Source organism: Streptomyces sp. NPDC020996 (assembly GCF_040641355.1).
GTDB lineage: Bacteria > Actinomycetota > Actinomycetes > Streptomycetales > Streptomycetaceae > Streptomyces.
This window is the reverse complement of sequence record NZ_JBFADM010000026.1, coordinates 13402-36292: the sequence shown is the minus strand read 5'-3', so window position 1 is coordinate 36292 and position 22891 is coordinate 13402. Positions and strand designations below refer to the sequence as shown.

The window sequence follows — 22891 nt, the reverse complement described above, 5'->3', positions numbered from 1 at the left end:
GGGCTCTAGTCGTTTTCAGACGTATGCAGTTGTGCGGCATTCTTGTTTTCACACTTGCAGGGTTCTGGAGCAGGGCAACCCTTTGGGCCCAAGGAGGGCTTATGGCTACCGGAACCGTGAAGTGGTTCAACGCCGAAAAGGGCTTTGGTTTCATCGCCCAGGAAGGCGGCGGCCCCGATGTCTTCGTCCACTACTCCGCGATCAACGCGAACGGCTTCCGTTCGCTCGAGGAGAACCAGCAGGTGACCTTCGACGTGACCCAGGGCCCCAAGGGTCCCCAGGCCGAGAACGTCACCGCCATCTGAGTTGACGAGCCCAAAGCTCTGATCCGGAACAGATAGCAGTACCAAGGAGCCCCGCGCCGCACGGCGACGGGGCTCCTGCCTTTCCTCACACGCCCCACAGGCCCCATAGTCCCCACAGGCCCCACGCGCCCCGCGCGACGCGCCCGCACGCCCTCCCGCCCGCCGGGCCGGTCGGGCGGGGGTGGTGCGGGTGAGTGGGGACGTCGTGCTCGCGGTCGGCGCCTACGCCCTGCGACTGGCCGGGCCGATGCTGCGGCACGGGCGCGCCGAGACATCGGATCGTGTGCGGAGGCTGGTGTCGGCGGGGGCCGTGGGCCGGGTCCCCGGCCCTGACCGACGCCGGCTTCGCGAACCCACCAGCCCCTCCACGGCACCCGCGCCTTCCACGACGTGATCGCCGAGGGCCGATCCGCGTACGCGGAACCGGGCCGGGCGGGCAGGTCGCCGGGCCCGGGAGTGGCGGCCCAGGCCGGGCGCCCCAGGCCGGGCGCCCCAGGCCGGGCGGCCGCATGCCGGGCGACCGCATGCCCGGCACCTCGCCGGGCCGGGTGTGCGCCCCGCCCGGCCCGGCCCGGGCGGTGTCGGGGCCGGTGATCGCCCGGAGGGAGGAGCGGGTTACTTCAGGCCGATGGCCGCGCAGTCCGCCGCGTAGGCCGAGGTGCAGATGTCGTCGACGGTGTAGACGCCGTCCGCGATCACCGTCTCCTTGATGTTGTCCTTGGTGAGCGCGACCACCGGCACCAGCATCGAGGGGATGTCCTTCTGGGTCGGGCTGTCGACCTTCTCCTGGGTCAGCGCGTCGAACTCGATGTCGTGGCCCTGGACCTTGGTCACCGCCATCCTCGCGGCGTTCGTCGCCTCCAGCAGGAACGACTTGTACACGGACATGTACTGCTGCCCCGCCACGATGCGCTGCACCGCGTCCAGGTTCGCGTCCTGCCCGGTCACCGGCGGGATGTCGGTGGCGCCCGCCTCCTTCAGCGTGTCGATGACGGCGCCCGCCATGCCGTCGTTGGCCGAGTAGACGGCGGCTATGTGGCTCAGCCCGATGGCCTGGATGGCCTGCTTCATGTTCGCCGCGGCGGCCTCGGGCTTCCACTCCTTGGTGTCGTACTCCTCGGCGATCTGCACCTTGCCCTTGAGCTCGCTGAGCGCGCCCGACTTGAACCGGCCGGTGTTCGGGTCGGCCGGGTCGCCGTTCATCATGACGATCTTGCTGGTCGCCGCCTTCGCGCCGAGCGCGTCGAGGATGGCGCGGCCCTGCACCTCGCCGACGAGTTCGTTGTCGTGCGAGACGTAGGCGTCGATCGGGCCCTGCGCGAGCCGGTCGTAGGCGATGACCGGTATGCCGGCGTCCTTGGCCTTCTGCACGTCCGGGGCGATGGCCTCGGCGTCCACCGCGTCGACCAGGACGACGTCCACCTTGTCGTCGATCATGTCCTGGAACTGCGAGCTCTGGGTGGTCTTGCTCGCCTCGGCGTTGGCGTAGCGAACCGTGCCCTTGCCGTGGGTGAGCGAGGAGACCTCCTTCTTGATGATCGGATAGTCGAACTTCTCGAAGCGCGCCGTGTCCTTGTCGGGGAGCAGGAGGCCCACCGTGAGGTCGTCGCCCTTCGTCGGCCCACTGGAACTGCCGCTTGCGCCGACATCATTGATGACGCCGCACGCGGCGAGGGAGAGCGCGGCGGAGAAGCCGGTCAGGGCTGTAGCGGTGCGACGCGCTACGGCCTTTCGGGTGGTGCGAGGGTTCACGTCAGGGGGGCCTTCCGAACCAGGGAGCAACATCGGTGCCAGACCGCCGACAGCAAAGCGTCACCTGCCTGACACGTCAAGATGTTGTCGTAACAAGCGCGCAACTGATGTTTACCGGTCGGTATTCTGGACATTGCCCACGGCAGTCAGCGCCTGGCTGTCCGGGAGCCCTTCTCCTGCGCGTACAGCGCCTCCACCTCGGCCGCGAATTCCCGCATGATCGCCTCCCGGCGGAGCTTCATCGACGGCGTCAGATGGCCCTCCCGCTCGGTGAGGTCACGGGGCAGGACGGCGAAGCGGCGGATGGACTCGGGGCGGGAGACCAGTTTGTTGGCCTCGTCGACCGCGCGCTGCAGCACCGCCCGCAACGCCTCGTCGTCCACGAGCCGTTCCACCGGGACGGCGGGCCGGCCGTTCATCCGGCACCAGTGGGCGATGCCGTCGTGGTCCAGGGTGAGGAGCGCGGAGATGTAGGGGCGGCCGTCGCCCAGGACCATGCACTGGGAGATGAGGGGATGCTGGCGGAGCCAGTTCTCCAGCGGGGCGGGCGCCATGTTCTTGCCGCCCGCGGTGATCAGGATCTCCTTCTTGCGGCCGGTGATCGTCAGGTAGCCCTCGTCGTCCAGGCGGCCCAGGTCGCCCGTCGCGAACCAGCCGTCCGCCGACGCGGGGGCCACCCCGCCGCCGTGCGGGTCCCAGTAACCGCGGAACACCTGGCCGCCGCTGAGCAGGATCTCGCCGTCGGCCGCTATGCGCACCTTCGTGCCGGGCAGCGGCCAGCCGACCGTGCCCAGACGGGGTTTGAGGGGCGGCGTCACCGTCGCCGCGCCCGTCGACTCGGTCAGGCCGTAGCCCTCGTAGATCTCCATGCCGGCGCCCGCGTAGAAGGCGGCGAGGCGGCGGCCCAGCGGTGAGCCGCCGCAGATGATGTGCCGGACGCGGCCGCCCATGGCGTTGCGGATACGGCGGTAGACGAGGGGGTCGTAGAAGGCGCGGGCCGCCTTCAGGGCCGCGCCCGGACCGGGGCCGGTGCCGGCGTGGCCGGCCTCGGTCGCCTCTCCGTGGCGGACGGCCACCTTCGCCGCGCGGTCGAAGGCCGTCACCCGGCCGCCGCTCTCCGCCTTGGCCCGCGCGTTGTTGTAGACCTTCTCCAGCATGTACGGGATGGCGAGGAGGAAGGTGGGCCGGAACGCGGCCAGGTCCGCCAGCAGGTCCTCCGCCGCCATGCTCGGCGCATGGCCCAGCCGGACCCGGGCGCGCACGCAGGCGATGGCCACCATGCGGCCGAAGACGTGCGACATCGGCAGGAACAGCAGGGTCGCGGCGTCCTCGGCCGACTTCGACTTGAAGACCGGGTAGAGGAGTTCGATCGCGTTGTCGACCTCCGTCAGGAAGTTGCCGTGCGTGAGGACGCAGCCCTTGGGGCGGCCGGTGGTGCCCGAGGTGTAGATGACGGTGGCGAGGGTGTCGGGGACCAGCATCCCGCGGCGTACGGAGACCTCCTGGTCGGAGACGTGCCGGCCGAGCTCGGCCAGCCGCTCCAGGTGCTGCTTGTCGACGACCCACAGGTGGCGCAGGTCGGGCAGGCGGCTGAGCTCCGGGCCCAGGGCCGCGGCCTGCCCGGCGGTCTCCGTCACCAGGGCCACCGCGCCGGAGTCCTGGAGGATCCAGCGGGCCTGGAAGACGGAGGAGGTGGGGTAGATCGGGACGGTGACCAGGCCGGCCGCCCACGCGGCGAAGTCCAGCAGCGTCCACTCGTAGACCGTCCGCGCCATGACCGCGATCCGGTCGCCCGGCGCCAGCCCCTCGTTGATCAGGCCCTTGGCGAGGTCCAGCACCTGCCGCGCGAACTCGGCCGCCGTCACGTCCGCCCAACGGCCGTCCGCCGTACGGCGGCTGAGGACGCGGTCGCCGGGAGCCGCCTCGGCGTTGTCGAACGGCAGGTCGGCCAGCGAGCCGTGGGTGGCCGGCGGGACGAGCGGGGGCACCGACACCTCCCGGACCTCCCCGTCCAGCTTCCGTACCTCCGGCTCCACCAGCCGGGGAACTCCGTCGTAGTCGTACGCGGACGGGTAGGACACGGACATGGCAGCTCCTGAAGGCGTGCGGCTCGGTTCCGCTGTGCAACCGGGGGTACGGGACGCGCGTGCCGAGACGTTCACCGCCGGTGCGCGGCCGACGGGGCACCGCTGTTCGGGACGGTGATCGTACGGGGCTGAGATGGGGAGTTGGTGCGGGTTCGGGGAGGGTCCGGAGCCGGCCGTGTGCAACCTCGGGGTTACGTGGGTTACGTGGGTTACGTGATGACCCTTCAGTTTCGTTCCAGGATCGCCGTCACGCCCTGGCCGCCCGCCGCGCAGACCGAGATCAGGCCGCGGCCGGGGGCGTCCCGTTCGGCGAGCAGCCCGGCCAGCGTCGCCACGATCCGCGCGCCGGTCGCGGCGAACGGGTGACCGGTGGCGAGGGAGGAGCCGGCGACGTTCAGCCGGGCGCGGTCCACGGGCGTGAGGCCCCGCTTCTCCCAGGCCGCGAGCGTGGCCAGCACCTGGGAGGCGAACGCCTCGTGGATCTCGACCAGGTCGAAGTCCTCGATGCCCAGGCCCGCCCGCTCCAGCATGCGCGGGACCGCGTACGCGGGCGCCATCAGCAGTCCGTCCTCGCCGCCGGCGACGTCGCCCGCCACGAAGTCCACGGCCGCCGTCTCGTACGCCGTCAGATACGCGAGGGGCTCAAGTCCGCGGGCCTCGGCCCACTCCTCGGAGGCGAGCAGTACGGTCGCGGCGCCGTCCGTCAGCGGCGTCGAATTGCCCGCGGTCATGGTCGGGTTCGGCGCGTCCAGGCCGAACACCGGCTTCAACGCGGCGAGTTTGGCGGTCGTCGAGCCGGGGCGCAGGTTCTGGTCGCGGGCCAGGTCGCGGAAGGGGATCACCAGGTCCCGGAAGAAGCCGCGTTCGTAGGCCGCCGCGAGCTTCTGGTGGCTGGCCGCCGCCAGTTCGTCCTGCGCCTCGCGGGTGATGCCCCAGGCGCGGGCGGTGACCGCCGCGTGCTCGCCCATCGACAGGCCGGTGCGCGGCTCGGCGTTACGCGGGATGTCGGGGATCAGGTGGGACGGGCGGACGCGGGCGAGCGCCTTGAGCCGGCCGCCGGCCGACTTCGCCCGCCGGGCCTCCAGCAGGATGCGGCGCAGCCGGTCGTTGACACCGAGGGGCGCGTCGCTCGCCGTGTCCGCGCCGCCCGCGACCGCCGACTCGGTCTGCCCGAGGGCGATCTTGTTGGCGGCGGCGATCACGGCCTGCAGCCCCGTGCCGCACGCCTGCTGGATGTCGTAGGCCGGGGTGCGGGCGTCCAGCTTCGAGCCGAGGACCGTCTCGCGGGCGAGGTTGAAGTCGCGGGCGTGCTTGAGGACCGCTCCGGCGACGAACTCGCCGACGGCGCCCGGCTCCTGGAGGCCGTACCGCTCGACGAGGCCGTCCAGCGCGGCGGTCAGCATCTCCTGGTTCGACGCGGTGGCGTACGGGCCGTCGGAGCGCGCGAACGGGATGCGGGCGCCGCCGATGATCGCGACCCGCCGTGCCGCCGGCGGCTTCAGGGGGCTCATCTCGACCTGCTCCTCACCTGTGACATAGGATTACCTCCGGTAACCTTACTCCAGAGTAACCAAAGATCCGCGTGGGGAGAAGGACTGTGGCCGACCGATATCTCCGTTTCACCGGCACCGCGCCCGGCCGGTTCCTGACCCGGCGGCTCGGGCTGCCGCAGCCGGAGCCGCTGCGGCGCTGGTCGCCGGAGCACCCCGCCCTGCCCGGTCCCCTGCTGCACCTCACCGCCGGGAAGTCCGGGCTGGACCTCGCGCCCATCCTCGCCCGCACGGGGCTCCCGGCGGGAACCGGCTCCCCCGCCGCCGTCGTCCTCGACGCCACCGGCGTGCGGGACGTCGGCGCGCTCGCCGAGGTGCACGCCGCCCTCCACCCCGTCGTACGGTCCGTCGCGGGCAGCGGCCGGGTCGTGGTGCTGGGCACGCCCCTCGACGCCGACGACCACCACCAGGCCGCCGCCCAGCAGGCGTTGGAGGGGTTCACGCGCTCGCTCGGCAAGGAGATCGGGCGCGGGCGGACGGTGAACCTGGTGCGGCTCACGGACCCGGCCGCCGCCGAGTCGACCCTGCGCTTCCTGCTCTCCCCCAGGTCGGCGTACGTCAGCGGCCAGGTGATCGAGGTGGGCCCCGCAGCCCCGGACGCCGCCGCCCCGGAGGTCGCCGATGCCTTGGACGTCACCGACGGCCCGGACCGCCCCCTCGCCGGGCGCACCGCCCTGGTCACCGGCGCCGCCCGCGGCATCGGCGAGGCGGTCGCCGAGACGCTGGCCAGGGACGGCGCCCGGGTCGTCGTACTCGACGTGCCGCAGGCCGAGGCGGACGCGCGGCGGGTCGCCGAACGGCTCGGCGGCACGGCCCTCGCGCTCGACATCACGGCCGCGGACGCCGGCCGGCGGATGGCCGAGGCGCTGCCCGACGGCCTGGACGTCCTCGTCCACAACGCGGGCGTCACCCGCGACCGCAGGCTGGTCAACATGCCCGCGGAGCGCTGGAGTTCGGTGCTGGAGGTGAATCTGGCGAGCGTGCTGCGCAGCACGGACGAACTGCTGGCCGCCGGGACGCTGAAGCGCGGCGGGCGGATCGTGGCGACGGCCTCGATCGCGGGGATCGCCGGCAACGCGGGCCAGACGAACTACGGCGCGAGCAAGGCGGGCGTCGTCGGGCTGGTGCGCTCGCTCGCGCCGCGCGCGCTCGCCGAGCACGGGGTGACGGTCAACGCGGTCGCGCCCGGGTTCATCGAGACGAAGATGACGGCCGCGGTACCGCTGTTCATCCGGGAGGCGGGCCGCCGTATGAACTCCCTCGCCCAGGGCGGGCTGCCCGCCGACGTCGCCGAGACCACCGCCTGGCTCGCGCACCCGGCCTCGGCCTCGGTCAACGGGCAGGTCGTGCGGGTCTGCGGCCAGAGCCTGCTGGGGGCCTAGTGTCCGTGTCCGTCGTCCTCACCGGCTCCCCCGCGCTCGCGCCCCTGCTCGCCCGCGGCGCCCTGCGGTCCCCCTTCAAGCGCCCCCGCCCGGACGCCGGCTTCCCGCACGACCGGCTCGTGCTGCCAGGGCTGCGCGTCGACCCCGCCCGGCTGGCGGCCTACGAGCGGGTCTGCGGCTTCGCCGCCGGCGACGGCCGGCTGCCGCTCACCTATCCGCACGTGCTGGGCTTCCCGCTGGCCATGCGGCTGATGAGCGGCCGGGACTTCCCGCTGCCGCTGCTCGGTCTCGTCCACACGTCGATCGACATCACCCGGCACCGGGCACTGCCGGCCACCGGTGCGTACGAGGTCGCCGTGCGGGTCGCCGGCCTGGCGCCGCACCGGCGCGGGACCGAGGCCACGGTGGTCACCGAGGTCCGGGACGGCTCCGCCGTGGTGTGGGAGTCGACGAGCACCTACCTCGCCCGGCACCGGCACCGGCACCGTACGACGGCCGGAGCGGGCGCCGGGGCCGGAGCGGGGACCGGTCCCGGAGCGAGTGCCGCCGCCGAACGGGAGGAGCCGGGGCCGCTGCCGGCGGTGGCGGAGTGGCACCTGGCCGGGGACCTCGGCCGGCGCTACGGCGCCGCGTCCGGCGACCGCAACCCCATCCACCTGCACCCGCTCACCGCCCGCCTGTTCGGCTTCCCGCGCGCCATCGCACACGGCATGTGGACCGTGGCCCGCTGCCTCGCCGCCCACGGCACGCCCGAGTCGGTGCGCGTACGGGCCGGCTTCCGGGCACCCGTGCTGCTGCCGGGGACGGTGACCTACGCGGCGGACGGCGCCCGATTCGAACTGCGCAGCGGCGACCGCGTCCACGTGAGCGGCCGAGTAGAGGCAACAGCACCCCCTGCCGGACGCTGACCGCGCTCCGGTGACCCCGGAGCGGCGGCTCGATCCCCCGCGCCGGGGCCCGAGCGGGGGCGCGAACCCCGCGCCGGACACGCCCCGAGCACCGACGCGACCCCCTTCGCCAAGGGTGCTTCTGACAGCGCCGCGAACCACCGGGCCACCCGGCGCACCGGGGCCGACACCCCGCACGCCGCCCGGACGCTAGCCGTCAGCCCCTGCGGACCTGCGCACGGGCGCAGGGGAGCAGGGGCGACCTCCGGGGCTCAGGCCGCCGGGCGGGCGCGGCGCGACGTCAGCGGTACGGCGCGGTGGCGCGAATTCCGGGCCGGACACGCCCCGAGCGTCCACGCGGGCCGCCGGACCGCCCGGCGCACCGGGGCCGACACCCCGAACGCCGCCCGAACGCTACCCGGTCGGCCCGCGGACCTGCGCACGGGCGCAGGGGAGCAGGGGCGACCTCGGGGGCTCACGCCCCCTGGCGGGCGCGACGCGGTGCTGCGCGGCGCGGCACCGCGGTCCAGCGCCGCAGGCCGCCGGGCCGCCCAGCGCACCGGGACCCGACGCCCCGGATGCCGCCCGCGGACCTGCGCACGGAGGCCGGGCGACCTCGGAGCTCACGCCGCCTGGCAGGCGTAGCGCGGCGCGGTGCTGCGCGACACGGTGCTGCGCGGCGCGGTGCTAGGCGGCGCGGTGCTGCGCGGCTCGGCGCGATGGCGCGAAGCGCGGCGCACGGTGCGGGCCCGGGCCCAGCGCGTTGAAGCCCGGCACGGTGGCGACGCGTCCCAGCGCGTGGCGCGGTGGCACGGAACGCGGCGTCGCGCGGTGCGGCGCGGCAGCGCGGGGGTCGGCGTCGGTGTCGGCGGTGGGGGTGGTGAGGAGGACCGGGTGGGGCTCGGGGATCAGGGCTCGGGGGTGGTTGGGGGGGACCAGGGGTGTCCGGTCATCAGGTTGCTCAGGCCTGCCCAGGCGAAGTTCATCAGGGTGGCCGCCGCCTGCCGCGCGGTGACGCCGGGGGTGGCGTTGGCCCAGGCGGCGAGGGACTCGGCGGCGCCGACCAGGGCCTCGGCGAGGCCGGCGACCTCGTGCTCGGGCAGGTCGGGGTCGCGGTGCGCCTCCCGGGCGGCGACGGCGATCAGCTGCGTGACGAACGCGACGAGCTCCTCGCGCATCGCGGCGACCTCGGCGGCGAACCGCTCGCCGTGGGTGCGGGCCTGCAGGTGCAGCACCGACCAGCCGTCCGGGTTCTGCGCGGTGTGCGTGAAGAACGCCCGCAGCCCCTCCCAGAGTTGGCGGTCGGCGGGCAGATCGCGCCGGACGCCGGCGCGTACCGCCTCGGTCAGCGCCTTCGCCTCGCGGCGGATGCAGGCCGTGAACAGGTCTTCCTTGGAATTCAGGTACAGGTAGACCAACGGCTTGGAGACACCGGCGAGTTCGGCGATCTCGTCCATGGATGCGGCCATGTAGCCACGCTGGCCGAAGGTCCGCACGGCGGCGTCCAGCATCTGCTGTTCGCGGACCGCGCGCGGCATCCGCTTGGTCTTCACGGCACCCATGGGGCAAGGGTAGGGCCTGTCCGGCGGATCGGTCCGGCTCCGGGGCGCGGCGGCCCGGAGCGCGGGGCCTCCCGGTCAGGTCGCTACGAGGTTCTACCGGAGGTTCTCCCGGAGGGTCTCCCCAAGGTTTTCGACGAGGTTCTCCACGAGGTTCTCCACGAGGTTCTCTACGAGGTCTGTTCCTGCGTGCGTCCGGCCGCCTCGTCGGCCGCCTCGTCCTCCTGGGAGCGGCTGGCGGCCAGGTTCGCCTTCATCCGGTCCACCCGCTGCACGACCTGCTCGGAGGCCCGGTCCCGCTCCCCGCGCAGCACGACGAAGCTGATCGGAGCGGAGATCACCAGCGACAGCAGCACGATCCACATGCCGTTGGAGTCGCCGAGCCCGCGCGGGACGACACCCGCGTACACGAGGCCCCAGACGACCACGAGGCAGCCCACGAAGATCCCGAGGCGCATCAGCGTGTAGCGGAGCATCTCAATCCACTCTTCCGATTCCAGAAAGGAGCAAACAGCACTGTCCAGTGAAGCACGCTCACCCCGCGATCTTCCGGCCGGGGCTCAGCCCAGCGGCAGCAGCATGATCACGTCGTCGCGGTCGTCGCCGGGCGCGACGCGGATGGCGCCGGGGACGCGGCCGACCTCCTTGTAACCGCAGGAACCGTAGAAGCGCTCCAGGCCGAGTCCGCCGCGGCAGGTGAGGCGGATCGCCTCCACGCCCTCCAGACCGCGGGCGGCCTCCGCGGCGGCCGCGAGCAGGTCCCGGCCGTACCCCCGGCCCTGGTGGCGGGGGTGCACCATCACGGTGTAGAGCCACACCCAGTGCTTCATCAGCCGGTGGGTGTTGTGCGTGAGGAACGCCGCGGCCGCCACCCGTCCCTCCTCGTCGTGCCCGCAGAGCAGGCGGGCGCGCCCCTCGCTCATCGCCACGAAGTGCTTCAGCAGCTCGGGCCGGATCTCCTCCCGCGTCACCGGGGGCACGAACCCGACGGCGCCGCCCGCGTCGGTGACGTCGGCCCACAGGTCGAGCAGGCCGTCGCGCAGGTCGGGCGTGACGGACGGGTCCAGGGTGAAGGTAAGGGGCATACGCGAATCGTATCCCTTACGGCGCTGACGACGCTCACGACAGCACGCGCGCCGCCACCTCCAGGTCCCCCACCAGCCCCCGGTACGCCGTCTCCCGGTCGTCCGCCCGCAGCACCGACGACGGGTGCACGGTCGGCACCAGCCGCCGCGGACGCCCGTGGATCTCCTCCTCCAGCACCGTCCCGCGCACCCGGCCGACCCGGAACGACGAGCCGAGCAGCGCCTTGCCCGCGGTGGCGCCCAGCACCACGACCAGCTCCGGCTCGACGACCGCCAGCTCGGCCGCCAGCCACGGCCCGCACGCCGTCATCTCGCGCAGGCTCGGCGCCTTGTGGATCCGGCGCTTGCCCGGCCCGGCCCGCGCGAACTTGAAGTGCTTGACGGCGTTGGTGACGTAAGCCTCGCCGGGATCGATGCCGGCCTCGGCGAGCGCCCGGTCCAGCAGCCTGCCCGCGGGCCCGACGAAGGGCCTGCCCTGCCGGTCCTCCTGGTCGCCGGGCTGCTCGCCGACGAGCATCACACGGGCGTCCTCGGCACCCGCGCCGAAGACGGTCTGCGTGGCGTCCCGGTGCAGGGGGCAGCCCCGGCAGCCGGCGGCGGCCTCCCGCAGCCCGCCGAGCGTGAGCCGCGCGGGCAGGAACGGCTCGGCGGTGTAGGCGTCCTCGGGAGCCTCGGTGCGCACCATGCCGGGCGGGTACCCGCCCTGCACCGGGCATCACGCCTCACCTGGGCGTCAGGCGGGCGTAAACGTCACACGCGCATCGGCTGCGGGGTGTCCCGGCGCGCCGGGTCCGGGCCGTCGAACTCACGGATGATCTCGTAGCGGGTGTTGCGCTCCACCGGGCGGAAGCCGGCGTCGCGGATGAGGTCCAGCAGGTCGTCGCGGGTCAGCTTGTTCGGCGTGCCGAAGTTGTCCGCGTCGTGCGTGATCTTGTACTCGACGACCGAGCCGTCCATGTCGTCGGCGCCGTGCTGGAGGGCGAGCTGGGCGGTCTGGACGCCGTGCATCACCCAGAAGACCTTCACGTGCGGGACGTTGTCGAACAGCAGCCGGGAGACCGCGAAGGTCTTCAGCGCCTCCGCGCCGGTCGCCATCTGGGTGCGCGCCTGAAGGCGGTTGCGGATCTTGCCGTCCTTCATGTCCACGAAGTCGTGCTGGTAGCGCAGCGGGATGAAGACCTGGAAGCCGTTCGTCTCGTCCTGCAGCTCACGCAGGCGCAGCACGTGGTCGACGCGGTGGCGGGGCTCCTCGATGTGGCCGTAGAGCATGGTGCACGGGGTCTTGAGACCCTTCTCGTGCGCCAGGCGGTGGATGCGGGACCAGTCCTCCCAGTGGGTGCGGTGGTCCACGATGTGCTGCCGGACCTCCCAGTCGAAGATCTCCGCGCCGCCGCCGGTGAGGGACTCCAGCCCGGCGTCGATGAGCTCGTCGAGGATCTCGGAGGCGCTGAGCCCCGAGATCGTCTCGAAGTGGTGGATCTCGGTGGCGGTGAAGGCCTTCAGGGAGACGTCCGGCAGGACCGCCTTCAGCTCCCGCAGCGACCGCGGGTAGTAGCGCCACGGCAGGTTGGGGTGCAGGCCGTTGACGATGTGCAGCTCGGTGAGGTTCTCCGACTCCATCGCCTTGGCGAGCCTGACGGCCTCCTCGATGCGCATCGTGTACGCGTCCTTCTCGCCCGGCTTGCGCTGGAAGGAGCAGTAGGCGCAGGACGCCGTGCACACGTTGGTCATGTTGAGGTGGCGGTTGACGTTGAAGTGGACGACGTCGCCGTTCTTCCGGGTGCGCACCTCGTGCGCCAGGCCGCCCAGCCACGCCAGGTCGTCCGACTCGTACAGCGCGATGCCGTCCTCCCGGGACAGCCGCTCACCGGAGCGGACCTTCTCCTCCAGCTCGCGCTTGAGCCCGACGTCCATGCCGTTACCTCTTTCTGAGAAGACTCCGTCAACCGTACGCTGTGCCCGTCAGACCTCTTCCGGCAGCTCACCAACCCGGTTCTCCCACTTCGTGGACAGCACGATGGTGGTACGGGTCCGGGAGACGCCCTTGGTCCCGGACAGCCGCCGGATGATCCTCTCCAGACCGTCCACGTCCGCCGCCCGGACCTTGAGCATGAACGAGTCGTCGCCGGCGATGAACCAGCAGTCCTCGATCTCCCCGAGGTCCTTCAGCCGCATCGCCACGTCCTCGTGGTCGGCGGCGTCGGAGAGCGAGATGCCGATCAGCGCGGTGACGCCGAGGCCGAGGGAGGCGGCGTCGACGGTGGCGCGGTAGCCGGTGATGACGCCGGCCGCCTCCAGCCGGTTGATGCGGTCGGTGACGCTGGGTCCCGACAGGCCGACGAGGCGCCCCAGCTCCGCGTACGAGGCCCGGCCGTTCTCCCTCAGGGCCTGGATGAGCTGCCTGTCCACCGCGTCCATGCGATCGAAGCCTTCCGCTTGAAGAGTCCTGAAGTCCTGAAGTCCTGAAATGCAGATGTGCTGAGGTGCTGGTGCTGAGGTGCTGGTGCTGAGGTGCTGGTGCTGAAGTGCCGTGGCGCTCGCCCGGAGCGCACCGCGACGTGCGGCGCTCTACCGGCCCGCCGCCGTGCCACCGCCGCCCAGACCGCCCTTCCACCGCCGGTACAGGCCGTGCTCGACGCCCGCCGCGTCCAGCACCCGCCCGGCGACGAAGTCCACCAGGTCCTGGATGTGGGTGGCGCCCGCGTAGAAGCCCGGCGAGGCCGGCACCACGCTCGCGCCGGCGTCGTCCAGGGCGACCAGGTGCCGCAGGGTCTGACCGCCCAGCGGGGTCTCGCGCACGGCCACGACCAGCCTGCGGCGCTCCTTGAGGGTGACGCTCGCCGCCCGCTGCAGCAGGTCCTTGGACAGCCCGAGCGCGACGCCCGCGACGCAGGCCGTGGAAGCGGGCACGATCAGCATGCCCTTGCTCGGGTACGACCCCGAGGACGGCCCAGCCGCGAGGTCCCCGGCGCTCCAGTGCCGTACGCCCGCGAGGTCCACCTGGAAGCGGTCCGGCTTGCCGTCGGCCCCCCGCGACAGCCATTCCCGCAGGTCGTCCTGCCAGTGGCCGTCCCGGAAGGAGATCCCCGTCTCGTCGAGCAGCGTGAGCCGCGAAGCCCGGCTGACGACCAGGTCGACGCTCTCACCGGCCTCCAGCAGCGCGCGCAGCACCGCGGCGGCATACGGCGTGCCGGATGCCCCGGACACCCCCACGATCCAAGGCGTGCGCTGCTTTTCTCCTGCGTTCACATCTTGAGCGTACCGGTGGGGCGGGGGGTGTTCAGGACCGCGCTGCCCGGGCGCCGCGCAGGCAGCGCTGCCGGCCCGGCAGCCACTGGTTGATATAAGGTTGTTGGCGATATATACGCCCGGTCGTGGGAGGCCTCATGTCCAAGACCCTGGTCGACATCGACGACGACAAGCTGGCCTTCGCTCAGCGCCAGCTCGGCACCAGGACCAAGCGGGAGACCATCGACCGCGCGTTGACCATAGCGTCCGCCATCAGCGCCGACGACCGGGCACGCGCGCTGGGCTGGCTCCAGGAGAACGCCGACGCGTTCCTGGACTTCGACGTCCTCGCGGAACGGGAACGGACGGGACTGTGACGTACCTGGCCGACACCTCCGCCGTGTGGCGGCTTCTGCGCCGGCAGCTCGGCCCACCGTGGCCCGACCGTGTGGCACGGGGGCTGGTCGCCATCTGTCCGCCTGTCGAGGCGGAACTGATGCCCGGCCTCCGGTCCGACCGGGACTGCGAGCCCTTCTTCACCGTTCTCGGCCAGACCTTCGGCTGGGTTCCCGCACTCGACGACCCGTGGCCGAAGATCGTGGAGGTACAGCGGGACCTGGTGAGGATCGGGCACCATCACGGACCCTCCCCCATGGACATCCTGATCGCTCTCACCGCCGAGCGGCACGGCCTGACCGTCCTGCACGTCGACGACGATTTCGAGGCCATCGCCAAGGTGAGACCAGGCATCCCCATGACCCGGGGCGAGGCACGCGGCAACTGATCCCGCAACACCCCGCCGCCCGTCACGGCGTCACAGCGTCAGCCCCCGCACCAGCAGGTCCAGCAGGGCGCAGCCGAACAGGGCGATGCCGATGAAGCCGTTGACGCTGAAGAAGGCCCTGTTCAGGCGGGAGAGGTCGTGCGGGCGGACGATCGAGTGCTCGTACACGAACGCGCCCGCCACGATCAGCAGGCCCAGCCAGAAGAAGGCGCCCGCGCCGGTGGCGAGGGCGTACCAGACGAACAGCGCCGTCGTCACCGCGTGGCAGACCCGCGCGCCCCAGATCGCCGCGGGGATGCCGAAGCGGGCCGGGACCGACATGACGCCGATCTCGCGGTCGGTCTCGACGTCCTGGCAGGCGTAGATCAGGTCGAAGCCGCCGATCCAGACGCCGACCGCGAGGCCCAGGATCACCGCGTCCCAGGACCACTCGCCGGTGATGGCGAGCCAGCCGCCGACCGGGCCCATCGCCTGGGCGAGGCCCAGGATGGCCTGCGGGAAGTTGGTGAACCGCTTGCCGTACGGATAGACCACCATCGGGATCACCGCGACGGGGGCCAGGGCCAGGCAGAGCGGGTTCAGCAGGGCGGCGGAACCGAGGAAGACGACCACCGCGATCAGGGCGCCCGTCCAGGCGTGCTTCACCGACATCGCGCCGGTCACCAGCTCGCGGTGCGCGGTGCGCGGGTTGCGGGCGTCGATCTCCCGGTCGATGATCCGGTTCACCGCCATGGCGAAGGTGCGCAGGCCCACCATGCAGACGGTGACCAGCAGCAGCTTGGCCCAGTGGATGTTCCTGTCCCACTCGTACATCGCGGTGAGCGCGGCGATGTACGCGAACGGCAGGGCGAAGACGGAGTGCTCGATCATCACCAGGCGGAGGAAGGCCTTGGTGCGTCCTGGCTGCGGGATCGCGGCGGAGGCGCTGGTCACAGGCCGTACTCCTTCCAGCGGCGGTCCACCTTCGCCGCCGTCTCCGGGTCGGACAGGACCATGTCGGGCCAGCCGCCGTCGCGGGTGTAGCCCTCCTCGGGCCACTTCTTCGTCGCGTCGATGCCCGCCTTGCCGCCCCAGAACTGCTGGTAGGAGGCGTGGTCGAGGTGGTCGACGGGGCCTTCGACGACGGTGAGGTCGCGGGCGTAGTCCGTGTTGCCCAGTGCCCGCCACGCGACCTCGTGCAGATCGTGCACGTCGCAGTCGGAGTCGACCACCACGATCAGCTTCGTCAGGGACATCATGTGGGCCCCCCAGATCGCGTGCATGACCTTCTGCGCGTGCTTGGGGTACTTCTTGTCGATCGAGACGATCGCGCAGTTGTGGAAGCCGCCCGCCTCGGGGAGGTGATAGTCGACGATGTCCGGGACGATGATCTTCAGCAGCGGGAGGAAGAACCGCTCCGTCGCCCGGCCGAGCGGGCCGTCCTCCGTCGGCGGCCTGCCGACCACGATCGACTGCAGCAGGGGCCGCTTGCGCATCGTCACGCAGTCGATCGTCAGGGCGGGGAAGGGCTCCTGCGGGGTGTAGAAGCCGGTGTGGTCGCCGAAGGGGCCCTCGGGCAGCATCTCGCCGGGCTCCAGCCACCCCTCCAGCACGACCTCCGCGTTCGCCGGCACCTGCAGCGGGACGGTCTTGCAGTCGACCATCTCGATCCGCCGGCCCGCGACGAACCCGGCGAAGAGATACTCGTCGATGTCGCCGGGGAGCGGGGCGGTGGAGGCGTAGGTGACGGCCGGGGGGCAGCCGAAGGCGATGGCGACCGGCAGGCGCTCGCCGCGCCTGGCCGCCACCTGGTAGTGGTTGCGGCTGTCCTTGTGGATCTGCCAGTGCATGCCGATCGTGCGCCGGTCGTGGCGCTGGAGGCGGTACAGGCCGAGGTTGCGGATCCCGGTCTCCGGGTCCTTGGTGTGGGTCAGCCCGAGGTTGAAGAAGGAGCCGCCGTCCTTGGGCCAGGTGAACAGCGCCGGCAACCGCTCCAGGTCGACGTCGTCGCCGGTGAGCACGACCTCCTGCACCGGCGCGTCCTTCACCTTCTTCGGCGGTACGTGCGTCATCGCGCCGAGCTTGCCGAAGGCCTCGCGGACGCCGACGAACCCGTGCGGCAGCTCCGGCCTCAGCAGCCCGCCGATCTTGTCGCTGATGTCGCCGTACGCCTTCAGGCCCAGGGCCTTGAGCAGGCGGCGGTCGGTGCCGAAGACGTTCATCGCGAGGGGCATCGAGGAGCCCTTCACGTTCTCGAACAGCAGCGCCGGACCGCCCGCCTTCTGCACCCGGTCGACGATCTCCCCGACCTCCAGGTACGGGTCCACCTCGGCCTTGACACGTTTGAGGTCGCCCTCGCGTTCCAGTGCCCTGAGCAGGGAGCGAAGATCGTCGTATGCCATGCGTCCCAGTATCTGCCACCCGATACGCTGGCTCGGTCACCGGGGCCCGCTCACTCGTCTGGGGGATCGCACGACGATGCTCAGGTATCTGCCCTTCCTGCTGGTCCTGGCGCTGTGGATCTACGCGTTCGTGGACTGCCTGAACACGCCCGAGGACGAGGTGCGCGGGCTGCCCAAGGTGGCCTGGGTGTTCGTCATCCTGCTGTTCGGCGAGGTACTCGTCGGCCCGGTGGCGTGGCTGGTCGCCGGCCGGAAGCGCACCGCGCCGGCCGCCGGGCAGGCCCGCTGGGTCGCGCCCGACGACAACCCCGAGTTCCTGAAGTCGCTGCGCGAGGAGAACCGGCGCGGCGAGGACAACGACGGCGCCTGAGACCGCGCACCCCTGCCGGGGATGACAGCACCCGGCACCAGGCACCCGGTGCCCGCCACCCGGCACCCGGCACCCGGCACCCGGCACCCGGCAAGGTGCAGGCCGCCCGCTCGCGGACGTCATGCCTCCCGGGGCGGGGCGTCCGGTCGCAGGACGAGTTCCAGCCGGCCCGGGAAGCGGGCGTCGAACTCCCTTCTGCGCAGGCGGTTGACCCGCCGGGGGCCCTCGTCGCGCTGCTCCACCAGACCCGCCCCGCGCAGTACGGCGAAGTGGTGGCTGAGCGCCGCCTTGCCGGGCTACCGGGTCACGGACCTGCCCTTCCGGCCGGGCCTCGAGGTGTCCGGCCGCGTCCGGGCGGTGGGCGAGGGCGTCACCGGTCTGACCACGGGGCAGGAGGTGACGGCCCTGACCGGCGGCGGGGCGTACGCGGACGTGGTCCTCGCCGACGCCGTGACCGTCTTCCCGCTCCCGGCGGGTGTGGACCTGCGCACGGCGGCGGCACTGCCGACCGTGCTGCCCACGGCTTACGCGCTCGTCCACTCCGTGGGCCGGCTGCAGCCCGGCGAGACGGTGCTCGTGCAGGGCGCGGCGGGCGGGGTCGGCACCGTGGCGGGGCAGCTGGCGAAGGCGGCGGGCGCCGGGGCGGTGTACGGCGTGGTGTCGGGCGCGGCGAAGGCGGCGTACGCGCGCGAACAGGGCTACGACGAGGTGTTCGTCGGGGAGTTCGCGGAGCCGGTGCGGGCGGCGACCGGCGGCCGCGGGGTCGACCTCGTGCTCGACCCCGTCGGCGGCGAGACCCTCCGGGCCGGCCTGGCCTCGCTCGCGGTCTTCGGGCGGCTGGTCTCCTTCGGCAACGCGAGCTCGGCGCCGGCCTGGAGCGTGGGGCAGCCCGAACTGTATCCACGGGGCGTGTCGGTGGGCGGCTTCTCGATCCTCACGCTGGCGCGGACCGCACCGGGCGAGCTGCGGTCACTCGCCGAGCGGGCCTTCGCGAAGGCGGGCGACGGGACGGTGTCCCTGCCGGTGACGGCCGAGTTCGCCCTGGAGGATGCAGCGGAGGCGCACCGCCTGATGGGGCCCGGACCAGCACCGGCAAGCTGCTGCTGCGGGTGGGCGGCGCGCACTGAGGACCAGCTGGTCGGCGCCCCGGGGCTCGGGCGGCGCCGCTCACTCCTCCGGGTTGGTCTCCAGCCAGGTCAGCTGCATGTCGTCCAGGAGGGACTCCAGGGGGCGGCCGGAGGCGTGGGCGTTGATCTCCACCTGGACCGTGGCCCAGCAGGTGAGGCTCATGACGAGGACGCGCAGGCCGTCCGTGCCGTAGCGGTCGAGGATGTCGTCGGCACAGTCCAGGGCCTCCCGGGCGATCTCCTCGGCGGGGTAGGTGCCGGCCGCTCTGCGCAGGAGGTCGATGGAGAGACGGGAGACCTCAGGGGTGAGGGCGGCCAGACGCTTGTCCTCTTCTTCGTCCACGCGCTCACCGTAGGGGATGGGGCGCCTTCTGTGCCGTTTCCCAGCGGAAACCGCCCGTAAGGGAAGAACGCGTGAAGATCCCGGCGGGCGCCCGCCCGGCCGCCGCCGGCCGCCGCCGGCACGGCGGTTGCCCTCCTGCTTCCGCCACAGGAGAGTGGGACGCATGGATCCGGCACAGGCACGCGCCTGGCTCAGCACCGCCGTCGCGGAGGCGCGCGCCGGCCTCGCCGAGGGCGGCATCCCGATCGGGGCCGCGCTGTACGGCGCCGACGGCACCCTCCTCGGGCGGGGCCACAACCGGCGCGTCCAGGACGGCGACCCCTCGACGCACGCGGAGACGGCCGCGTTCCGGGCGGCGGGACGGCAGCGCTCGTACCGCGGCACGACGATGGTGACGACCCTGTCGCCGTGCTGGTACTGCTCCGGCCTGGTCCGGCAGTTCGGCATCTCCCGGGTCGTGATCGGCGAGGCGGAGACCTTCCACGGCGGGCACGACTGGCTGGCGGAGCACGGCGTGGAGATCGTGCTGCTGGACGACCCCGAGTGCGCCGGGATGATGCGCGACTTCATCGGCGAACGCCCGGCCCTGTGGAACGAGGACATCGGTGAGTGAACCGGTGAGCGAACCAGTTAATTTGGTGAGCGAACCGGTGAGTGATTCGGCGAGCGACTGTGAGTGACTTTGAGTGACCGGCCCTAGGAGCGGGACTCCAGGACGTCGATCAGGCGCTCGAAGCGGGCGCGCCAGCGGGCCTCGGACTCGTGCTCGCCCTGGAACTCGTGGGTGAAGCGGAGCAGGCAGCCGTCCCCACCGGCCCGTTCCAGGTGGAACCTGACCCGCCCGCCGCCCCGCAGCGTGTACTCGGCGACCCGGTCCACGTCCCACGCCGTGACCTGCCCGTCGCCCAGGCCGTGCAGGGAGACCTCGCCGCCGAGCCGGGGCTCGAGGACGTCGACGGCGGTGAACCACTCCGAGAGACCCTCCGGGGTGGCCAGTGCCGGCCATGCCTGCTCCATGGGCCGCGGGAGCCGCACCAGGAAGTGCAGGATATGCGTGTTCCCGTGGGTCTGGCTGGTGCCCTGTTCGATGGAACCGGTCATGACACCAGCCTGACGCGCACGGGAACGTCGCGCACCCGATGGGGTGAAGACTCCGTCCTACACGCCCGCGTAGGAGTGCTTGCCGGAGACGAAGATGTTCACACCGTAGTAGTTGAACAGCCAGCAGCCGAACGCGAGCAGGGCGAGGTAGGCGGCCTTGCGGCCCTTCCAGCCGGCCGTGGCGCGGGCGTGCAGGTAACCGGCGTAGGCGACCCAGGTGATGAACGACCAGGTCTCCTTGGGGTCCCAGCCCCAGTAGCGGCCCCACGCGTCGCCCGCCCAGATCGCGCCCGCGATGATCGTGAACGTCCACAGCGGGAAGACGGCCGCGTTGACGCGGTAGGAGAACTTGTCGAGGCTCGCCGAGGCGGGCAGCCGCTCCAGGAAGGACGTCGCGAAGCGGCCGGGCTTTCCGCCGGTGGCGAGCTTGTTCTCGTAGCTGTCCTTGAACAGGTACAGCAGCGTGGCGACCGCGCCGACGTAGAAGACCGCGCCGCACAGGATCGCCGTGGAGACGTGGATGTACAGCCAGTACGAGTGCAGGGCGGGCACGAGCTGGGCGCTGGCGGTGTACAGGACGGTGACGGCGAGACCGAGGTCGAGCAGGACCGTGGTGATCAGGAACAGCCCGAGCCAGCGGATGTTCTTCTTCAGCGCGAGCAGCGTGAGGTACACGCCGACGGCGACCGTCGAGAAGGTGATGTTGAACTCGTACATGTTGCCCCACGGCGCCCGCTGCACCGACAGGGCCCGCGCGAGCACGCCGCCGAGCTCGACGAGGAAGGCGAGCGCGGTGAGGGAGACGGCGATCCGCCCGTAGAGGTCGCCCTGCGCGTCCCCGCCGTGCGCCCCCGGCCCGTCCGGCACGTCACGGGAGCCGGCGGCGGACCGCACGACGACCTTCGGCCGCTCCAGCACGGCGGTGCCGCCGGCCTTCTTGACGGTGACGGCGGGAGCCGCCGCCTTCTTGGACGTCTTGGGCTCGGTGAGCGCGGCGGCCGTGCGGCCCACCTTGCTGCGGCTGCCGAAGAGCCATTCGGTGATGTAGGCGAAGAAGGCCAGGGTGTAGACGGCCATCGCGGAGTAGATCAGCGTGTTGCTGATGTTCGCGAGGTGTTCGTTGGTGGCGGCGGCGAGAGTCACTGCTTCTCAGCCCCTTCGGCAGGAACGACTTCGGGGTCGGGGGAATCGGAGGGATCGGCGGAGTCGGAGGAGTCGGAGGAGTCGGAGGAATCGGCGGGGGCCGGGACGGAGGGGGCGGATGCGTCGTCGGCGTCGGGGCCGGAGTCGGCGTCGGCGTCGGGGGCGCCCGGGGCCTGGTCGTAGAGGATTCCGGCGAGGTCGCCGAGTTCCTCGGGCACCTTGGCGGACTCGCTGCGGCCGAGTCCGGCCATCTCGACGACCGTGACGCCGTCGGCGCCCCGCGTCGCCCGCACCCAGACGCGGCGCCGCTGGACGAACAGCGACGCGGCGAGACCGAAGATCGCCACCAGGGCGCCGCCCAGCGCCCACCCGCTGCCGGGCTGCTGGGTGATCTGGAACTGCGCCCACTCCCTGACGTGCTTCTCCAGGGTGATCGAGCCGGCGCCGCCGGGGAGGGTCATGGTCTGGCCGGGGTGCAGGTTCTTGCGCAGCACCTGGCCGTCGGCCTTCTTGAACGGCTTCATGTTCTTCAGGTCGAGCTGGTACACGCTCTGCGGGATGCCCGAGTCGACGCCGAGGTCGCCGTGGTAGCCCACCAGGTTCAGCGTCGGGTTGCGCAGCGCCGGGAAGGTGGAGGCCGTCTCGCTGCCCACCGTGTAGGTCGGCAGGAAGAACGCCTGGAAGCCGAGCTGCTCCCGGACGCCCTTGGCGTTGCGGTAGCCGTCCATCACCTTGATCGCACCGGAGGAGGTGGCGAAGGAGTCCAGCGGCAGCAGCGGTACGGCGTCGCGGTAGACGACGTTGCCCTTGCCGTCGCGGACGGTCACGACGGGCGCGTAGCCGTGGCTGGCGAGGTAGACCTTGGAGTCGCCGACGGCCAGCGGCTCGTTGACCCGGATCGTGGTGCTCTTCTCCTTGCCGTACGCGCCCACGCTGTAGTTGATCCTGGCCTGGTAGGTGCGCGGCGTGCCCCGGTTGGGGCCGGTCTCCTCGTAGGTGCCCCGGAAGTCCTTCAGGTCGAAGCTGAAGGGGGTGAGGTCGTCGGTGGTGAAGAGGTTGCCGGACTTGAAGTTGTCGTACTGCGTGATGGTGTTGGCGAAGCCGTCGCCCTCGACCACCAGCTTGTAGCCCTCGGACTTGAACAGCTGGCCCCAGGCGAAGGCGACCAGCATCACGATCAGCGCGACGTGGAAGGCGAGGTTGCCGACCTCGCGCAGATAGCCCTTCTCGGCGGCGACCGCGTCACCGGTGGCGTGCGCCCGAAAGCGGCGCTTCTTCAGCAGGGTGAGCGCGGCCTGGCGGACCTGTTCGGGCTCGGCGGTGGTGCGCCAGGTGGTGTAGGCGGGCAGCCGGGTCAGCCGGCGCGGGGCGGCCGGCGGGCGGCCGCGCAGCTGGCCCACGAACTGCCAGGTGCGGGGCACGATGCAGCCGATGAGCGAGATGAACAGCAGGATGTAGATCGCGGAGAACCACACCGAGCTGTAGACGTGGAAGAGGCCGAGCTTGTCGTAGACCGGCCCGAGGATGCTGTGGTCCTTGCGGAACTGGGCGACCTTCGTCGCGTCGATGCCGGTCTGCGGGATCAGCGAGCCCGGGATCGCGCCGAGCGACAGCAGCAGGAGCAGCAGCAGCGCCACCCGCATCGAGGTGAGCTGGCGCCAGAACCAGCGCGCCCAGCCGATCACGCCCAGGGCGGGCACGTTCGGCAGCTCCTCCTTGGGCGCGGTGGACAGCTGGGAGCCGGCGGCGCCCAGGTCCTGGTCCTCGCCGGTGGCGGGGGCGTTGTCGGCGGTGGTCTTGCTCATCG

General features: G+C 72.1%; 22 protein-coding genes and 3 pseudogenes. 8 read left to right on the top strand and 17 right to left on the bottom strand.

The genetic code is table 11. The features are described from left to right. Window positions 1-101 precede the first annotated feature (101 nt). Window positions 102-305, top strand: a complete 204-nt coding sequence (locus AB0G63_RS19335) for a cold-shock protein (protein WP_324786388.1) — start codon at window positions 102-104, stop codon at window positions 303-305. A 615-nt stretch (window positions 306-920) separates the two neighbouring features. Here AB0G63_RS19335 and AB0G63_RS19330 read toward each other — a convergent pair. The 3 genes from AB0G63_RS19330 to AB0G63_RS19320 all read right to left on the bottom strand — a co-directional run bounded on the left by AB0G63_RS19330 (window position 921) and on the right by AB0G63_RS19320 (window position 5655). Next, complete coding sequence (locus AB0G63_RS19330; protein WP_360751483.1) at window positions 921-2057, bottom strand: substrate-binding domain-containing protein; 1137 nt, start codon at window positions 2055-2057, stop codon at window positions 921-923. A gap of 146 nt (window positions 2058-2203) precedes the next feature. Continuing rightward, a complete protein-coding gene (locus AB0G63_RS19325; protein ID WP_360751481.1) occupies window positions 2204-4144 on the bottom strand; it encodes a long-chain fatty acid--CoA ligase in 1941 nt (646 codons plus the stop codon). A 224-nt stretch (window positions 4145-4368) separates the two neighbouring features. Beyond that, the gene (locus AB0G63_RS19320; RefSeq protein WP_360751479.1) at window positions 4369-5655 is read right to left on the bottom strand and encodes an acetyl-CoA C-acetyltransferase; all 1287 of its coding nucleotides are present in this window, start codon (window positions 5653-5655) and stop codon (window positions 4369-4371) included. Window positions 5656-5741: 86 nt separating this feature from the next. Here AB0G63_RS19320 and AB0G63_RS19315 point away from each other — a divergent pair, with 86 nt between their 5' ends. Both AB0G63_RS19315 and AB0G63_RS19310 read left to right on the top strand, forming a co-directional pair. Next, window positions 5742-7076 (top strand): 3-oxoacyl-ACP reductase, encoded by a 1335-nt coding sequence (locus tag AB0G63_RS19315; protein WP_360751476.1) that lies wholly within the window; start codon window positions 5742-5744, stop codon window positions 7074-7076. A 5-nt stretch (window positions 7077-7081) separates the two neighbouring features. Next, window positions 7082-7984, top strand: coding sequence for a MaoC family dehydratase (locus tag AB0G63_RS19310; RefSeq protein ID WP_360751473.1), 903 nt, complete (start codon window positions 7082-7084; stop codon window positions 7982-7984). Window positions 7985-8871: 887 nt separating this feature from the next. On the opposite strand, the gene AB0G63_RS19305 is transcribed toward AB0G63_RS19310, so the two are convergent. The 7 genes from AB0G63_RS19305 to AB0G63_RS19275 form a co-directional block, all read right to left on the bottom strand. Further along, entirely contained in the window at window positions 8872-9525 is a 654-nt protein-coding gene (locus AB0G63_RS19305; RefSeq protein ID WP_360751471.1) for a TetR/AcrR family transcriptional regulator, read from the bottom strand. Window positions 9526-9692: 167 nt separating this feature from the next. After that, the gene (locus tag AB0G63_RS19300) at window positions 9693-9998 is read right to left on the bottom strand and encodes a DUF4229 domain-containing protein (protein WP_360751468.1); all 306 of its coding nucleotides are present in this window, start codon (window positions 9996-9998) and stop codon (window positions 9693-9695) included. An 84-nt stretch (window positions 9999-10082) separates the two neighbouring features. Next, entirely contained in the window at window positions 10083-10607 is a 525-nt protein-coding gene (locus AB0G63_RS19295; RefSeq protein WP_360751465.1) for a GNAT family N-acetyltransferase, read from the bottom strand. Window positions 10608-10641: 34 nt separating this feature from the next. Beyond that, entirely contained in the window at window positions 10642-11292 is a 651-nt protein-coding gene (locus AB0G63_RS19290) for a UdgX family uracil-DNA binding protein (RefSeq protein ID WP_360751462.1), read from the bottom strand. Window positions 11293-11357: 65 nt separating this feature from the next. Beyond that, window positions 11358-12521: an aminofutalosine synthase MqnE gene (gene mqnE / locus AB0G63_RS19285; RefSeq protein WP_360751459.1), complete on the bottom strand. Its 1164-nt coding sequence runs from the start codon at window positions 12519-12521 to the stop codon at window positions 11358-11360. 48 nt (window positions 12522-12569) lie between these two features. Continuing rightward, complete coding sequence (locus tag AB0G63_RS19280) at window positions 12570-13025, bottom strand: Lrp/AsnC family transcriptional regulator (protein WP_324786400.1); 456 nt, start codon at window positions 13023-13025, stop codon at window positions 12570-12572. A 150-nt stretch (window positions 13026-13175) separates the two neighbouring features. Continuing rightward, window positions 13176-13856 carry a UbiX family flavin prenyltransferase gene (locus AB0G63_RS19275; RefSeq protein WP_360751456.1) on the bottom strand — a complete coding sequence of 227 codons (681 nt, stop codon included), beginning with the start codon at window positions 13854-13856 and terminating at the stop codon, window positions 13176-13178. Between the two features lie 137 nt (window positions 13857-13993). Between AB0G63_RS19275 and AB0G63_RS19270 the strand changes: the two genes are divergently transcribed. Both AB0G63_RS19270 and AB0G63_RS19265 read left to right on the top strand, forming a co-directional pair. Next, window positions 13994-14212, top strand: a complete 219-nt coding sequence (locus tag AB0G63_RS19270) for a type II toxin-antitoxin system VapB family antitoxin (protein ID WP_360751453.1) — start codon at window positions 13994-13996, stop codon at window positions 14210-14212. Next, window positions 14209-14619 (top strand): PIN domain nuclease, encoded by a 411-nt coding sequence (locus tag AB0G63_RS19265; RefSeq protein WP_360751450.1) that lies wholly within the window; start codon window positions 14209-14211, stop codon window positions 14617-14619. The genes AB0G63_RS19270 and AB0G63_RS19265 overlap by 4 nt, the downstream gene beginning before the upstream one ends. 30 nt (window positions 14620-14649) lie before the next feature. Here the strand turns inward: AB0G63_RS19265 and mqnP are convergent, their stop codons facing one another. Further along, window positions 14650-15552, bottom strand: a complete 903-nt coding sequence (gene mqnP / locus AB0G63_RS19260) for a menaquinone biosynthesis prenyltransferase MqnP (protein ID WP_360751449.1) — start codon at window positions 15550-15552, stop codon at window positions 14650-14652. Beyond that, window positions 15549-17000 (bottom strand): menaquinone biosynthesis decarboxylase, encoded by a 1452-nt coding sequence (locus AB0G63_RS19255; RefSeq protein WP_360751447.1) that lies wholly within the window; start codon window positions 16998-17000, stop codon window positions 15549-15551. Before AB0G63_RS19255 ends, mqnP begins: the two co-directional genes overlap by 4 nt. 76 nt (window positions 17001-17076) lie before the next feature. On the opposite strand from AB0G63_RS19255, the pseudogene AB0G63_RS19250 reads away from it, so the two are divergent. Further along, window positions 17077-17346, top strand: a pseudogene (locus tag AB0G63_RS19250) (PLD nuclease N-terminal domain-containing protein); the annotation flags it as partial. A gap of 143 nt (window positions 17347-17489) precedes the next feature. Here the strand turns inward: AB0G63_RS19250 and AB0G63_RS19245 are convergent. Beyond that, window positions 17490-17663 (bottom strand): annotated as a pseudogene (locus tag AB0G63_RS19245) (helix-turn-helix domain-containing protein); the annotation flags it as partial. 1 nt (window position 17664) lies between these two features. Here AB0G63_RS19245 and AB0G63_RS19240 point away from each other — a divergent pair. Next, window positions 17665-18497 (top strand): annotated as a pseudogene (locus AB0G63_RS19240) (zinc-binding dehydrogenase); the annotation flags it as partial. Window positions 18498-18537: 40 nt separating this feature from the next. On the opposite strand, the gene AB0G63_RS19235 reads toward AB0G63_RS19240, so the two are convergent. After that, window positions 18538-18840 carry a hypothetical protein gene (locus AB0G63_RS19235; protein WP_360751445.1) on the bottom strand — a complete coding sequence of 101 codons (303 nt, stop codon included), beginning with the start codon at window positions 18838-18840 and terminating at the stop codon, window positions 18538-18540. A 163-nt stretch (window positions 18841-19003) separates the two neighbouring features. On the opposite strand from AB0G63_RS19235, the gene AB0G63_RS19230 reads away from it, so the two are divergent. Next, complete coding sequence (locus tag AB0G63_RS19230) at window positions 19004-19453, top strand: nucleoside deaminase (protein WP_360751442.1); 450 nt, start codon at window positions 19004-19006, stop codon at window positions 19451-19453. 83 nt (window positions 19454-19536) lie between these two features. Here the strand turns inward: AB0G63_RS19230 and AB0G63_RS19225 are convergent, their stop codons facing one another. From AB0G63_RS19225 to AB0G63_RS19215, 3 genes are read right to left on the bottom strand one after another with little or no spacing between them, the layout of a single operon-like run. Next, the gene (locus AB0G63_RS19225) at window positions 19537-19941 is read right to left on the bottom strand and encodes an SRPBCC family protein (RefSeq protein WP_360751439.1); all 405 of its coding nucleotides are present in this window, start codon (window positions 19939-19941) and stop codon (window positions 19537-19539) included. A 57-nt stretch (window positions 19942-19998) separates the two neighbouring features. Further along, on the bottom strand, window positions 19999-21084 hold the full coding sequence (ccsB, locus tag AB0G63_RS19220; RefSeq protein WP_360751436.1) for a c-type cytochrome biogenesis protein CcsB: 1086 nt from the start codon (window positions 21082-21084) through the stop codon (window positions 19999-20001). Then, window positions 21081-22889 (bottom strand): cytochrome c biogenesis protein ResB, encoded by a 1809-nt coding sequence (locus AB0G63_RS19215; RefSeq protein WP_360751434.1) that lies wholly within the window; start codon window positions 22887-22889, stop codon window positions 21081-21083. The genes ccsB and AB0G63_RS19215 overlap by 4 nt, the downstream gene beginning before the upstream one ends. Window positions 22890-22891: the final 2 nt, after the last annotated feature.

Bases quoted from the DNA above. Each gene is read 5' to 3' on its own strand.
- AB0G63_RS19335 (WP_324786388.1), top strand. From the start codon at position 102: ATGGCTACCGGAACCGTGAAGTGGTTCAACGCCGAAAAGGGCTTTGGT.
- AB0G63_RS19325 (WP_360751481.1), bottom strand. From the start codon at position 4,144: ATGTCCGTGTCCTACCCGTCCGCGTACGACTACGACGGAGTTCCCCGG.
- AB0G63_RS19320 (WP_360751479.1), bottom strand. From the start codon at position 5,655: ATGAGCCCCCTGAAGCCGCCGGCGGCACGGCGGGTCGCGATCATCGGC.
- AB0G63_RS19305 (WP_360751471.1), bottom strand. From the start codon at position 9,525: ATGGGTGCCGTGAAGACCAAGCGGATGCCGCGCGCGGTCCGCGAACAG.
- AB0G63_RS19300 (WP_360751468.1), bottom strand. From the start codon at position 9,998: ATGCTCCGCTACACGCTGATGCGCCTCGGGATCTTCGTGGGCTGCCTC.
- AB0G63_RS19295 (WP_360751465.1), bottom strand. From the start codon at position 10,607: ATGCCCCTTACCTTCACCCTGGACCCGTCCGTCACGCCCGACCTGCGC.
- AB0G63_RS19290 (WP_360751462.1), bottom strand. From the start codon at position 11,292: ATGGTGCGCACCGAGGCTCCCGAGGACGCCTACACCGCCGAGCCGTTC.
- mqnE (WP_360751459.1), bottom strand. From the start codon at position 12,521: ATGGACGTCGGGCTCAAGCGCGAGCTGGAGGAGAAGGTCCGCTCCGGT.
- AB0G63_RS19280 (WP_324786400.1), bottom strand. From the start codon at position 13,025: ATGGACGCGGTGGACAGGCAGCTCATCCAGGCCCTGAGGGAGAACGGC.
- AB0G63_RS19270 (WP_360751453.1), top strand. From the start codon at position 13,994: ATGTCCAAGACCCTGGTCGACATCGACGACGACAAGCTGGCCTTCGCT.
- AB0G63_RS19255 (WP_360751447.1), bottom strand. From the start codon at position 17,000: ATGGCATACGACGATCTTCGCTCCCTGCTCAGGGCACTGGAACGCGAG.
- AB0G63_RS19230 (WP_360751442.1), top strand. From the start codon at position 19,004: ATGGATCCGGCACAGGCACGCGCCTGGCTCAGCACCGCCGTCGCGGAG.
- AB0G63_RS19225 (WP_360751439.1), bottom strand. From the start codon at position 19,941: ATGACCGGTTCCATCGAACAGGGCACCAGCCAGACCCACGGGAACACG.
- AB0G63_RS19215 (WP_360751434.1), bottom strand. From the start codon at position 22,889: ATGAGCAAGACCACCGCCGACAACGCCCCCGCCACCGGCGAGGACCAG.